The sequence below is a fragment of the Gardnerella sp. C0026F2 genome (assembly GCF_056590715.1).
In genome coordinates, this window is sequence record NZ_JBWPWR010000002.1 from 427,643 (window position 1) to 441,857 (window position 14,215).

The following is a 14,215-nucleotide window of genomic DNA, read 5'->3' on the forward strand; positions in this document are numbered from 1 at the left end:
ACACGGTATGTGTCTTCGACGTTTTATTTAGCCTTTAATTTTATTGTTTTGCTTATTAAAAGCGAAACTTATTTTTCGCTTTCTTCCAAGCGCTTGCGAGCTGCAACGATTTCCTTCTCAGCCTGCTCAACGCCAGCCCAGAAGTCACCAGGAAGAACTTCCTTACCTGGCTCCAAAGCCTTGTACTGCTCGAAGAAGTGCTTGATTTCAGCCTTGTGATACTCGTTCACGTCATCAATATCCTTGATGTCGTCGAAACGAACGTCAGCTGGAACACACAAAACCTTGTCATCTCCACCGGCTTCGTCAACCATGTGATACAAGCCAACGGCGCGGCACTCAACAACGCATCCTGGGAACACAGAATTTGGAATCATAACAAGAGCGTCGAGTGGATCTCCATCTTCGCCCAAAGTGCCATCAATATAACCGTAATCATCTGGATAACCCATAGCTGTGAAAAGCGTACGATCCAAGAATACGCGACCAGTTTCGTGATCCACTTCATACTTGTTCTTAGAACCGCGTGGAATCTCTACCACAACGTTAAAAGTTTCTGCCATTTTGGCTCCTTTGATAACTTTAATAACAATTCATATAACTGTTCTATCTCACTTTAGCGCGCACCGACGAACGACAACAATAGAGCATGCAATACAAAATTTTGTTAACAAATTTCATTAAATAATAAACGTTTTGTATCCCTTACAGAAGTAGCATAAAATCACATATTTTTAGCGCATCCTAGGCATATCAACAAGACACGCTTTAAGCTATAAAAGTGTCTTAATACGCAGTTAATATTGCTACGTTTTACACACGATATGTTGCACACATACCAGTATGGTTACCGAAGCGTAGGCAAGATGACAAAAAAGAGATGCGTGAACACTTCCACTGTTTCACAAGCAGATCAATCCTTCAAAACAAAGAAGGTTACTGCAGAAAAAAATGCTAGTAAAACGAACTCAACTAATCTTTCATCAAAAGCAAATAATACAGTAGAAAAATCTATTACCGTAGAAAAAACTATTAATAGCGCAAAAGCTGAAAATAAACAATCATCTACTTTACCTACAAATACTGTTTCGAAGCGAAATAAAGCAATAGACGGTTTAAGAGCTCTAGCAATTATTGGTATTGTATGCTTTCATATGCGTCCAAGCCTTCTTACGGGAGGATTCCTTGGAGTAACACTGTTTTTGGTATTGGCAGGATATTTTTGCACGAGATCAGTTCTGCGCTATTTAAACGCAGATAAAAACGCAAAAAATGCAGAAAATATCGAAGATAATAATAAAAATACTCAAGGAATCAAGCATTACTGGGAATATTTACTAAAGCGCGTAAAAAGAATTTGGCCATCGACACTTGGAATTATCGCTATAACAGCACCAATTATGTGGCTTTTTTCGCCAAGTCTACTGCCAAAGTTACAAGCAGATGCTCTTTCAGGCTCCGGATTCTTTAGCAACATAATGTATGTTGCTCGTAAACTTTCATATTTTGAACAGTCCGGATTACCTTCTCCTATCAAACATCTTTGGTATCTCGGACTTATAATGCAAGCTTTTGTTATATGGCCTATTATCCTTGCTGCACTTATTAAATTCGTGCGTAGCAAGCTAGTACGCATGTATATCACAGCAGGCTTAGCAATACTTTCTTCTATTCTTACTTTTACTTTTTCCTACTTATTTGACAATTACACAACTCCAGCTCGCGTCTACTATTCTCTAGATACGAGAGCATCAGAATTCTTAATGGGCGCAATGTTAGCAATGTACGGCGCTTGGTTTGCAAAACATTCATTCCACGCGTGGCTTATTCATGCATTACATTTGCTAATTGGCAAAAAGAACATATCTGTCAGCTTAGCTTCATCAGTTAAGTTAGATAGTAATGCAGATAGTAGTGTAGATAATTCAGCACTAACGAAAAAATCAGATAAATCCTACGCAAATAACGAAAAAGTATTTGCTGAAGATGGAATACCTGCTGACTTGCGCGAAGGATTACAAATTGATTTATCAGATAATAGCGTAGCTCCAGATATACAAGAACTTCCAAATAACGCATTCAATAAGCCAAAAACTGTTTTTTATAATCCACTTCATGCATGGCAGAGATCTTGCATTGGACTGTTGGCAACAATTGTGTTGTGCTACTGCTTCGTGTATGCAGAAGGCACATCTTCAGTATTTGTTTTCGGCGGATACACAATAACAGCAGCCGCTTGCACACTAATACTGTGGTCTTGCACGCAAACTGATAATATTTGCTCAAGAATATTTGCATGGGCTCCGCTCGCTTATATCGGCAGACGCTCTTTTGCAATTTATTTAGTTCACTTCCCTGTTCTTGAATTATTCAACCCAGCAAATAGAACAACTGCTGTATCTACAGGCGAGCAAGTCTTTCAGGCACTAGTAATAGTTGCACTTGCAGAATGCTTGTATCAGTTATTTGAAAAGCCAATAAAAGATCAACAATTATTTAAGCTTATCCGCTCTGTTTCACTAACTTTGTGCTGCATAATTATTGTGTCGTTAATTATCTTGCCAGTAAATTGGCAAGATATAGCTAAGCATAGGTCAATGCAGCTTCGCCCAGAATTGACAGCACAAGTAGCTCAATCTTCATTGTTAAATAAAAAACCTACTGCTTTTGACAGAACTAATTCTGAGCAAAAAACAAAAGGAAAAGCAGTTCCAAAAGGTGCGCAAAAGGATGTAGTAAAACAGTCTCTTCCACCTACACCATCGAAGTATCGCATTCTCTTCCCTATTGCAGAAAAAGTTCCACGAAATCTTGTTACTACTCATACGCGAATCGACAAACGACGCAACACTTGTTCCGTGAACTTAACTATGGTTGGAGATTCTATTACTGAAGGCGCTAAACCATATTTGATGCAAGTTATGCCTAACGCTTATATAGATGGAAAAGTGAGTAGACAAATTTTCCACGGAGCTGATGAATACGAGAAAGATATTTCTGTAAAACACGCTGGAGATGTGGTAATTTTCGCTCTTGGAACCAACGGCCCTCCTCGTGACGATAGCGTGCTTCAACACATGGTTGATGTAGCAAAAGGTAGACCTGTTTACTTCGTTACCACACGAGTCCCACAACCTTGGCAGGATGCGACGAACGATAGCTTACGCAAGTTCGCAGCAACTCACCATAATGTTGGCATTATAGACTGGCATGGTTTGAGTAACGGTCACTCAGAATATTTGACTGACGATGGAGTTCACTTAACTCCAGTCGGTGGTCCGCAATACGCGAAAATGATTCGTTTAGCAGTGTGCGGTGGCTGAAAATTAGAGTTATAGCGCGCTAAAACTTTTTAATACTGTTATTAAGCGTAATAAATTGCGTTTTGCGTGGTGAAAATAGCTACGAAATATTACGATAGTATTTATGACTGAGTTGAGGACACTACATGATTCGCAAGACGCTGGGGAAAGCGTATCTACTTGGACGAATCCTTTGCGCGATCCGCGTGATTTGCGTTTAGCTCGTATTGCGGGCCCGTGCAGCCTAGTAATTTTTGGCATTACTGGCGATTTAGCACGCAAAAAACTTATGCCAGCAGTATATGATTTAGCTAATCGCGGTCTTTTGCCTCCAGGATTTGGTTTAACTGGTTTTGCAAGACGCGATTGGACGGATGAGCATTTCGTAAACTTTGTGCGCGAAAATATTGAGCAGCATTGCAGAACGCCATTTCGTGAGTCAACTTGGATTAATCTCGCTAAAGGCATACGTTTCGTGCGCGGTACTTTTGACGATGCGTCCGCGTTTGAGCGTTTAAGCAAAACAGTAAACGAGCTAGATAGAGATCGTGGAACTCGCAGAAATCACGCTTTTTACATGTCTATTCCGCCTTCCAGCTTCCCGGTTGTTGCGCAACAACTTGCAGCATCAGGTCTTTCGCACTCTTCTGAACATGCTTGGCGACGCGTAATTATTGAAAAGCCTTTTGGACACGATTTAGCGAGCGCACGAGAGTTGGATCGCGTTGTTTCTGAAGTTTTTGATCCTAATTCTGTGTTCCGAATTGACCATTATTTAGGCAAGGAAACTGTGCAAAATTTGCTTGCTTTCCGCTTTGCTAACGCAATGTATGAACCGATTTGGAACGCGAATTACGTCGATCACGTGCAAATTACGATGGCTGAAGATATTGGCATTGGCGGAAGAGCCGGATACTACGACGGAATCGGCGCTGCACGTGACGTGATTCAGAACCATTTGCTTCAACTTATGGCACTTACCGCTATGGAAGAGCCTGTAAGTTTCCGCGCTAGCGATTTGACTGCTGAAAAAACAAAAGTATTATCTGCAATCCGACTACCTCAAGACTTGGCTGCCAATACTGCTCGAGGACAGTATGCAGCAGGATGGCAGGGCTCTTACAAAGCTGTTGGATACTTGGAAGAACAAGGCATTGATCCTAAAAGCACTACTGAAACGTATGCTGCTGTGCGACTTGACGTTGATACTCGCCGTTGGGCTGGAGTTCCGTTCTACTTGCGAACCGGCAAACGTTTAGGCAAGCGCGTTACGGAAATTGCTGTTATTTTTAAGCGCGCTCCGCATTTGCCGTTTGAGTCTACTGCTGTGCGCGAACTTGGCAGTAACGCTATTGTGATTCGAGTGCAGCCAGACGAGGGCGTTACTATGCGCTTTGGTGCGAAAGTTCCTGGCGGAACTGCTATGGAAGTTCGAGACGTTTCTATGGACTTTAGTTACGGACGCTCTTTTACTGAAAGTTCCCCTGAAGCTTACGAGCGCTTGATTCTTGACGTACTTCTTGGCGAACCACCGCTATTCCCAACTACGCAAGAAGTAGATTTAAGTTGGAAAATTCTTGACCCTATTGAGGAATTCTGGAGTTCGCTTGGCACACAACCGCAACCGTATCGCGCTGGAACGTGGGGTCCAGCAGAAGCTGATGCTATGCTTGCTCGAGATAATCGCCATTGGAGGCTGCCATGATTATCAACCTTCCTGATACTAATACAAGCAAAATTGCAGCAAAAATCGACGAATTGCACGAAGAGCGCGGCGAATCCGCTACTGGTCGAGTGCTCACTTTGCTTATTGATACAAATCTTAAAGAGTTAGAGCATGCACTTGATGCAGCAAACGCAGCTAGCCGCGAGCATCCTTGCCGAGTTATTGCAATGGTTCGAGATTGGTCTAGCGAGCACGCTGCTGAGCGCGGTGAGGTTGTGCCGAATCTTGATGCTCAAGTACGTTTTGGCGCAGATGCTGGAGCTGGTGAAATTATTATTTTGTATCCGCACAACGGTTTAGTTCGTCATCCGGATACGCTTGTTATTCCACTACTTGTGCCAGATGCGCCGGTTGTTGCATGGTGGCCAACAAACGCTCCTGAAGATCCTGCTCACGATTTGCTTGGAGCTATGGCAAGTAGCAGAATTACTGATGCACAGCGAGCAGACGACACTCTTAAAACTGTGCAAAACTTGCGCAAAAACTGGTCTCCGCAAGATGCAGATTTGTCTTGGACGCGTTTAACTCCTTGGCGCGCTTTACTTGCTTCTATGCTCGATCAACCTCCACATTTGCCTATTCTTAGCGCGAAAGTTGTGGGTCCTACTCATTACGTGTCTTTGCATTTACTTGCAGCTTGGCTGAAGAGTAGCTTGCACGTGCCTGTAGAAATAGTTGAAAATCCCGAAGCTCAAGCTATTACTTCCGTAACTTTAGAACGCGAAGATGGCACATTGTCACTTACTCGCCCTGCTGGCGGAGATCAAGCTTTGATTAGCTTGCCTGGACAGGCTGCACAACCTATTGCGCTTCCTATTCGCACTTTGGATGATTGCTTAAGTGAAGAATTGCGACGCATTGATCCTGACGAAATTTACGCGCAGTTGGTTAGAGATAATCCTGCAGAAAATGCGTAAAACATTACGTGAAACAACTTGTGAAACAACGTATGAAACAGCGTGTGAAACATTTTTAATTGCATAAAAGGAACAACTATGACAAATAATGAAGTTACTTTTGCACATAACGCAAGTATTTACGGATACGATAATCGCGATGTGCTTGCAGCCGTTGCAGCTCAACGCCTAGTAACGCTTATTATGGAGTCACAAAATAATGTGCAAAATCTCAATAAACCATTCCATTTACTTCTTACTGGTGGCACAGATTCAATACGCATGTTCCAAATGTTTGCTAGCAATCCACTTTTACCTGCGATTAATTGGAATTTAGTGCATATTTGGTGGGCAGATGAGCGTTTCGTAGCTTATGATAGCGAGGATCGCAACGCACGCAAGGCTCGCGAAATGTTTCTTAACTTACTTACTTCTAACAAGGCTTTGGCAGAATCTCATATTCACGAAATGCCTGCAGACGAGCGTAGTGCTGAGGAAATTGCAACAGCCAGCGACGCTGAAAATGATGCAATTTTAGATGCTGCAGCACGCGACTATGAGGAAGAAATTGTGAGCATACTTGGTAAAGAGCCTGTGTTTGATTTAGCAATCCTCGGTATGGGTCCGGATGCTCATATGGCTTCACTTTTCCCAGGATTGCCGCATGTCAACAATCGCGAGCGCATTGTTGTTGGAGTAAACCACTCCCCTAAGCTTCCTCCAATGCGATTGTCTCTTACAGTTCCTGTGCTGGCTCACAGTCGCCGCACTTGGTTCTTGACTGCCGGAGCAGAAAAGGGCGCTTCTTTAATGAATTCACTTTCGGAAGCTAATAATCCTGAATATCCTGCGTCTTTTGCAAACGGCACAGACGAAATCTCTTGGCTAACAACCACAGAAACTTTGCAAGCTGCTATTAAGTAGCTTTCATAGCTTTCTAGCAACATGCATAATATTTAGAACAATAGATAACAGACCCCTGCATAATAATGCAAAGGTCTGTTATCTCTAAATATTATTTTTTAATCTTGCTTTACTTCTGGGCGATTAGGATCTGCCCACAAAGTGTGGAATACGCCTGGCTCGTCAATGCGACCGTAAGTGTGCGCACCGAAGAAATCGCGCTGAGCTTGAATAAGCGAAGCTGGCAAACGCTTGGAGCGCAAGCCATCGTAGTACGCAAGCAAGCTAGAGAATGCTGGAACAGGCACGCCATGCTCAACTGCACGCGCAATAACACGACGCCAAGCAGCTTGAGACTTTTCAATTGCATCCTTAAAGTACGGTGCAAAAAGCAGAGAAACGCTTGCTTCACCAGACTCAAAGGCCTCAGAAACACGGTTCAAGAACTGAGCACGAATAATGCATCCACCACGCCAAATGCGAGCAACCGCAGCCTGGTCAATCTTCCAATCATGCTCAATTGCAGCAGCTGCAATCTCATCGAAGCCCTGAGCATAAGAAACAATCTTAGAAGCGTACAAAGCTTGGCGAATATCCTCAATAAACGCCTTACGCTCAGCATCGTTCAAATCAAAATGAGCGTCCGGGCCAGTCAAACCTTGGCTTTCAGCAGCTTCACGTAAAGCAACTTGGCTTGAAAGACCACGCGCAAACACAGCTTCAGCAATACCGGTAACAGGTATGCCGAGCGAAAGCGCAGACTGCACAGTCCAAGTACCAGTACCCTTCATGCCAGCATGATCCACCATCATTTCAACCAAAGGCTTACCAGTCTTAGCATCCTTCTGGCGAAGCACATCAGCAGTAATCTCAATCAAATAAGAATCAAGTTCGCCCTTATTCCACTCGCTAAACACATCCGCAATTTCGTCGGACTTCATGCCCAATCCGCGAAGCATTAAATCGTAGCTTTCGGCAATAAGCTGCATATCCGAATACTCGATGCCATTGTGAACCATCTTCACAAAGTGACCAGCACCATCAGTGCCGATATGCGTTACGCAAGGCTCACCTTCAGCAACAGCAGCAATAGACTTCAAAATAGGACCAAGAGTCTTCCAAGATTCCTCAGTGCCACCAGGCATCATCGAAGGACCACGCAAAGCACCTTCTTCGCCGCCAGAAACACCGCAACCAACATAATGAAGACCGCGCGCGCGAATGTCACGCTCTCTGCGAATCGTATCTTCAAAATAAGAGTTTCCGCCGTCGACGATAATATCTCCCGGCTCCATAGCGTTCGCAAGTTCTTCAATCACAGCATCTGTAGGAGCACCAGCTTTTACCATAATTATTGCGGTGCGCGGCCGCTTTAGAGAAGCCACAAATTCTTCAACAGTTTTTGAAGGCACGAAAGCACCTTCACTGCCATGCTCATTCATTAAAGTTTCAGTGCGCGAATAATGACGGTTATAAACAGCTACTGTATTTCCATGATGCGCAAGATTACGCGCTAAATTCGAACCCATGGCAGCCAAACCAACAACACCAATATTTGCCTGAGCTTGAGTCATAATGACACCTCTTATCTTGTACTTGTTTTGTTATTTGCACGCATGCTTTGCGCACCCAAGCAATCTGCATTATCTACAAAATGCACAATTTTTTATTTTGCGTTACGCCCCTTCAAGAAACGCACTTAATAATTTTATAGGCGGATATGCACAAGGCTTAACAATATGCAAGCTAAGCAGTTTCAAATATAAATTTTGTGAAATAAATTACATTTTTAATCGTTAAAACTAAGCTCATATTCACTTCATAAAACACGACACGCTTACGAACACGCTATTTTTAGCTATTTTAAATAATAACTATATATAGTGTTTACACAATCGACACACCACTATAAATAGTGCTTATTCGGAGTAAGCTAACTACTTGGCTTTTGTCGATACAACCAGGAATTGCAAAATTCCCCATCACCAGAGGAGATTGAAATGACTATCACAGTGTTTACTAAACCTCATTGCCCACAGTGTGATGCAACTAAGCGACAGTTCACAAAACTTGGCGTGAACTTCGAAACTGTAGATTTATCCAAAAGTCCTGAAGCATTAGATCAGCTACGCAATGCAGGCTACCGTCAAGCTCCAGTAGTCATTGCTCCCGACGCATCCTGGAGTGGGTACCGTCCAGATTTAATTGCGCAAATTGCGGATAAACTCGGAACTTCCGCAGAGACAGCAAAAGAAGCATAAGAAATGTGTGAACAAGAAAATATAACACAACAAAGCGAACCAGAATCTAGCGCACAAGGCGAATCAATCGGAGCTGTAGTCTACTTTTCCTCAGTTTCCGAAAACACGTTAAGATTTGTGCAAAATTGCGATTTTCCAAGCAATAACGTGAACGTATATCGCATACCACTTCGCCCTAAAGAGCCGGAATTAAACGTGCGCGAACCGTATGTTTTGATTGTTCCAACTTACGGCGGTGGAAATATTGCAAAAGCAATACCGATGCAAGTTCGCAAATTCTTAAATAATCGCGAAAATCGTTCGTTTATTCGCGGAGTAATTTCTTCCGGAAATACGAATTTTGGAGAAGCATATTGCGCTGCAGGCGGTCAAATTGCAGGAAAGTGCGGAATCCCAAATATGTACTCGTTTGAGCTCACGGGAACTCAAGAAGATATAGAAAAAGTAGCGCAGGGCATACCGAGATTTTTAAAACAACTCAAAGAAACAGAAGAAACAAAATAAACAAGATAAACAAAATAAGTAAAAGAAACAAAACAAAAAGCGTTTGAAAAAGCAAAAATAACGCATGAAGAAAGGAACAAACCCCATGAATAGCACGGATCCGATGAGCGAATCTACTTCGCTTAATCTTGATCACACTGATTCTGCAAGCGCAACAGCCAGCGCAACTGCCAGCACAACAGCAGAGCGCATTCGCAACAGCCGCGACTACCACGTTCTTAACGCTATGCTCGGTCTTTTTGACCCAGAAAAGGGCATTCAGTTTGATAAAGATCAGGAAGCAGAAAAGCTTTACGTTTCGGGTTACGTGCAAGAACACAGCATGAAGTTTGCTTCCACTCGCGAGCGCTTGAACTATTTGATTGACAACTATTACTACAACGGCAACGTATTCGGAAAGTACAGCGACGAGTTCCTCGATAAATTCTACGAGCACGCGCAAGCCGCTCACCACACCTTCGGCACATTCTTGGGTGCTTTTAAGTTCTACACTTCTTACGCTTTGAAGACTTTCGACGGCAAGCAGTATTTGGAAAACTTCGCTCAGCGCGCAGCTGCAGTCGCTTTGGAACTTGCAGATGGTGACGAAAAAGCAGCGCTCAACTATTTGGACGAGATGCTTGCAGGTCGCTTCCAGCCAGCCACCCCAACGTTCTTGAATCTTGGTAAAGCTCAGCGTGGCGAGGCTGTAAGCTGCTTCCTCGTGCGTTTGGAAGATAACATGGAGTCTATTGCGCGTGGAATTAATTCTGCTTTGCAACTTTCTAAGCGTGGCGGCGGCGTGGCTCTGCTTCTTACGAATTTGCGCGAACTTGGCGCTCCTATTAAGCGCATTGAAAATCAGTCGAGTGGCGTTGTGCCTGTTATGAAGCTTTTGGAAGATTCATTCTCTTACGCTAATCAGCTTGGTGCTCGTCAGGGTGCTGGTGCCGTGTATATTAGCGCACACCACCCAGATATTATGCGTTTCCTCGACACTAAGCGCGAGAATGCTGACGAAAAGATTCGTATTAAGTCGCTTTCTTTGGGCGTTGTGATTCCAGATATTACTTTTGAGCTTGCTAAGCGCAAGGAAAAGATGGCTTTGTTTAGCCCTTACGACGTTGAGCGCGAATATGGCAAGCCTTTTGCAGATATTTCTGTTACTGAGCATTACGATGAGATGGTTGCAAATCCTCGTATTCACAAGAAGTACATCGACGCTCGCGAATTCTTTATGACACTTGCGGAAATTCAGTTTGAATCTGGCTACCCTTACATTTTGTTTGAGGATACTGTGAATCGCACAAATCCTATTGAGGGCCGCATTACTATGAGCAACTTGTGCTCCGAGATTTTGCAAACTCAAGAAGCAAGCACTTATAACGCTGACTTGTCTTATAGCCACGTTGGTCGCGATATTTCTTGCAATCTTGGCTCTCTTAATATTGCTAAGGCGATGGACGGCGACTTGGGTACAAGCGTTGAGCTTGCCGTTCGTGCGCTCACTTCTGTTTCTGAGCATACTTCGATTGATTCTGTGCCTTCAATTCGTCGCGGAAACGCGGAAGGCCACGCTATTGGCTTGGGTCAAATGAATTTGCACGGTTTCCTTGCTCGCGAACACATGCAGTACGGAAGCGAAGAAGCTCTTGACTTTACAGACATGTACTTTATGACTGTTGCTTACCACGCTTATAAAGCTTCTCACGCTTTAGCCGTAGAGCGCGGACACGCTTTTGCAAGCTTTAAGACGAGTGCCTACGCTAAGCCTGCAGGAAAAGGCAACTACTTCGATAAATACACTGATGGAAGTCGTTCTCTTGAACCTAAAACTCAAGCGGTTCGCGATTTGTTTGCTCGTTTTAATGTTGCGATTCCAACTGTTTCAGACTGGGAGCAACTGCGCGACGAGATTTTGCGCGACGGCATTTACAACGAGTATTTGCAGGCTGTTCCTCCAACCGGCTCAATCTCGTACATTAATCATTCCACAAGTTCTATTCACCCGATTGCTTCTCGCATTGAGATTCGCAAAGAGGGCAAAGTTGGACGCGTCTACTACCCTGCCGCTTACATGACGAATGACAATATGCAGTACTTTAAGGACGCTTACGAGATTGGCTGGAAGGCAATTATTGATACTTACGCTGAAGCAACTCAGCATGTGGATCAGGGATTGTCGCTTACTTTGTTCTTCCCAGACACTACGACTACTCGCGATTTGAATAAGGCTCAGATTTACGCATGGCGCAAGGGCATTAAGACTCTTTACTACATTCGTATTCGCCAGAAAGCTTTGGAAGGTACGGAAATCGAGGGTTGCGTAAGCTGCACGCTGTAAGCCGTGGCGCTGTAAATCACAGCGCTGTAAATCTTTAAAAGATTAAAATCAAAACTTAAAAAATTTTATAAAACGTAAACACAAGATCAGGAGTAATTATGACAGAACTCAACCAAACCGAGCTCGATCCAACAGCGCTTGACCCGACAGAACTGCGCAGTAGCCTCGATAAGCCTTTCGGCACAAATCGCGTAATCGCAGACGACGCTATGATGGCAGCTTCTATCACACCATCTCAGTACCGCTATCATCACGGTTCGCGCGTGCGCCCAGTTAATTGGAATAATATTGTTGACGACAAGGATTTAGACGTTTGGAATCGCCTTATTGCTAACTTCTGGCTTCCTGAAAAAGTGCCGCTGAGCAATGATATTCCTTCTTGGCGTTCCCTCACCGACCTTGAACGCAAGACCACTACTCGCGTTTTTACAGGTTTGACTTTGCTTGATACTAGCCAGGCAACTATTGGCGAGCTTTGCCAAATTGAGCACGCTCGCACTGAACACGAGCAGGCTATTTACACGAATATTGCTTTTATGCAGTCGATTCACGCTCGCTCCTACTCCTCTATTTTCTCCACTCTTTGCTCTAGCGAGGAGATTGATGAGGCTTACCGCTGGGCTGTTGGCAACGACGTTTTGCAGCAGCGCGTCACCACTGTGCTTTGCGAGTACGAGAGCGAAGATCCACTTAAGCGCAAGATTGCTGCAACTATGCTTTCTTCGCTGCTTCTTTACGCGGGCTTCTATTTGCCACTTTACTTTGCTTCTCGCGGCAAGATGATGAACACTGCCGATATGATCCGTTTGATTTTGCGCGATAAAGCAATTCATGGCTATTATTCCGGCTACAAGTTCCAGCGCGGTTTGGAGCTTAGAAGCGAGAACGATAAGAAGAATCTTGAAAAGTTCACTATGAACTTGCTTGATACTTTGTACGATTTGGAAGTTGAGTATTCTGGTCAGATTTACGAAGGATTTGACTTCCACGATGACGTTTTTGACTTCGTGCGCTACAACGCTAACAAAGCTTTGATGAATCTTGGCTATCCTGCTAAGTACAGCGAAGAAGAAACTCACGTAAGCCCAGAAATTCTTGCGGCTCTCTCTCCTGCTGCCGACGAAAATCACGACTTCTTCTCCGGCTCTGGTTCCAGCTACATTATGGGCAAGTCTGTTGAAACTGACGACGATGATTGGGATTTCTAATCGCATAGCCTACTGTTTGACTATTTAGCAGTTTGATTGGTTAACTAATTAGATTTAATTAGTTAACCAATTTAATTTATCTAAGTAAATTATTAAACCAAAATATCGCATACACAAAAACTGAAAAATTAGAGAATGATACGAGCTACCTCCACCCTTATGGTACACTATGGGAAAGGAACTGGTTTTGTTAATCCCTTTATGCAAAAATCAGCAGTGGCTATCACTCATCCTAATGTTTAAGCCAAAAGCTTTTGGGCTGAACTGAGCTGACGTTCAAGTTTGGAATCCAAATTGATAAGTATGCCTAGCAGCTATTAGTCACGTCTGTACGAAGAAAGAAGGACAGGTATGGGGAAAATGACTTATAAAAAATTACTTTGTGCTGTAATGCTATTCAGCTCGTTAGTAGGACTAGCAGCCTGCGGTAACACCAAAGCAAACAATCCAGCACCGACGACGAAAGTATCCCATCAGAAAGCAGCTAAAAAACATTCAGAAAAGAAAGTTCCTGAGGCTTTCGTAGAAGGCGAAAAAGGAACTTTTGAAGCTCTAGGCGAAACCAAATCTGTTATTTGGGAAGCTTACCCTAAAAGTTTGTCTCAGGTGAAAGATTCTTTTTATCACTGGACGACTAATGACAAATGGTTCCAAGTTAATACCGGTCATTACATGGTCGCAGACCGTTTAACCACTTCAGGAGCTTTATTAAGGAAACTTCAAAAGGGCACACCAGTCAAATTAAACGGCAAAGATTATAAAGTTACGGATTATAAAAACTTTGAAGGTAACGGCAGCTCTGATAAATTGTCAAAACTATTCAAAGAGTATATTAAGCAATTCCCTAAATCTGCTTACTTTGTCCAAACTTGTCTTGATGCCAAAACTTATGGCGGTCAACGTATAGTAGTTTTTGACGTAGCAAAATAGTAAACAGTTTAGCAACATAATTTAGATTATTTGCCAAATTTGTTGTTTTGAAAATATTGCCTGTTCATCAACGATATTGATGAACAGGCAATATTTTTTAACTGATTACGCGACTGTATCGCGTAACTTTAATTGCACAGTTGCTATGCTATACGAGTTATC

General features: G+C 43.3%; 11 protein-coding genes. 9 read left to right on the plus strand and 2 right to left on the minus strand.

The genetic code is table 11. The annotated features are described in order from the left end of the window. Positions 1 to 68 precede the first annotated feature (68 nt). Entirely contained in the window at positions 69 to 563 is a 495-nt protein-coding gene (locus AC1EK3_RS04375) for an inorganic diphosphatase (protein ID WP_004105658.1), read from the minus strand. A gap of 303 nt (positions 564 to 866) precedes the next feature. Here AC1EK3_RS04375 and AC1EK3_RS04380 point away from each other — a divergent pair, with 303 nt between their 5' ends. The 4 genes from AC1EK3_RS04380 to pgl all read left to right on the plus strand — a co-directional run bounded on the left by AC1EK3_RS04380 (position 867) and on the right by pgl (position 6,848). Beyond that, positions 867 to 3,323, plus strand: a complete 2,457-nt coding sequence (locus tag AC1EK3_RS04380; RefSeq protein ID WP_480033134.1) for an acyltransferase family protein — start codon at positions 867 to 869, stop codon at positions 3,321 to 3,323. A gap of 103 nt (positions 3,324 to 3,426) precedes the next feature. Further along, positions 3,427 to 5,007, plus strand: a complete 1,581-nt coding sequence (gene zwf, locus AC1EK3_RS04385) for a glucose-6-phosphate dehydrogenase (protein ID WP_480033133.1) — start codon at positions 3,427 to 3,429, stop codon at positions 5,005 to 5,007. Next, on the plus strand, positions 5,004 to 5,945 hold the full coding sequence (locus tag AC1EK3_RS04390; protein WP_480033132.1) for a glucose-6-phosphate dehydrogenase assembly protein OpcA: 942 nt from the start codon (positions 5,004 to 5,006) through the stop codon (positions 5,943 to 5,945). Before zwf ends, AC1EK3_RS04390 begins: the two co-directional genes overlap by 4 nt. A 78-nt stretch (positions 5,946 to 6,023) precedes the next feature. After that, positions 6,024 to 6,848 (plus strand): 6-phosphogluconolactonase, encoded by an 825-nt coding sequence (gene pgl / locus AC1EK3_RS04395; protein WP_480033131.1) that lies wholly within the window; start codon positions 6,024 to 6,026, stop codon positions 6,846 to 6,848. Positions 6,849 to 6,946: 98 nt separating this feature from the next. Here pgl and gndA read toward each other — a convergent pair whose 3' ends face one another. Then, positions 6,947 to 8,401, minus strand: a complete 1,455-nt coding sequence (gene gndA, locus AC1EK3_RS04400; protein WP_480033130.1) for an NADP-dependent phosphogluconate dehydrogenase — start codon at positions 8,399 to 8,401, stop codon at positions 6,947 to 6,949. A gap of 426 nt (positions 8,402 to 8,827) precedes the next feature. On the opposite strand from gndA, the gene nrdH reads away from it, so the two are divergent. From nrdH to AC1EK3_RS04425, 5 genes are all read left to right on the plus strand, one after another. Continuing rightward, positions 8,828 to 9,088: a glutaredoxin-like protein NrdH gene (nrdH, locus tag AC1EK3_RS04405; protein ID WP_480033129.1), complete on the plus strand. Its 261-nt coding sequence runs from the start codon at positions 8,828 to 8,830 to the stop codon at positions 9,086 to 9,088. A gap of 3 nt (positions 9,089 to 9,091) precedes the next feature. Continuing rightward, the gene (nrdI, locus tag AC1EK3_RS04410; RefSeq protein WP_480033128.1) at positions 9,092 to 9,592 is read left to right on the plus strand and encodes a class Ib ribonucleoside-diphosphate reductase assembly flavoprotein NrdI; all 501 of its coding nucleotides are present in this window, start codon (positions 9,092 to 9,094) and stop codon (positions 9,590 to 9,592) included. A gap of 85 nt (positions 9,593 to 9,677) precedes the next feature. Further along, positions 9,678 to 11,915, plus strand: a complete 2,238-nt coding sequence (gene nrdE / locus AC1EK3_RS04415; RefSeq protein WP_480033127.1) for a class 1b ribonucleoside-diphosphate reductase subunit alpha — start codon at positions 9,678 to 9,680, stop codon at positions 11,913 to 11,915. A gap of 98 nt (positions 11,916 to 12,013) precedes the next feature. Then, entirely contained in the window at positions 12,014 to 13,123 is a 1,110-nt protein-coding gene (gene nrdF / locus AC1EK3_RS04420; RefSeq protein WP_480033126.1) for a class 1b ribonucleoside-diphosphate reductase subunit beta, read from the plus strand. 351 nt (positions 13,124 to 13,474) lie between these two features. After that, positions 13,475 to 14,053: a hypothetical protein gene (locus tag AC1EK3_RS04425; protein ID WP_480033125.1), complete on the plus strand. Its 579-nt coding sequence runs from the start codon at positions 13,475 to 13,477 to the stop codon at positions 14,051 to 14,053. The last annotated feature ends 162 nt before the right edge of the window (positions 14,054 to 14,215 follow it).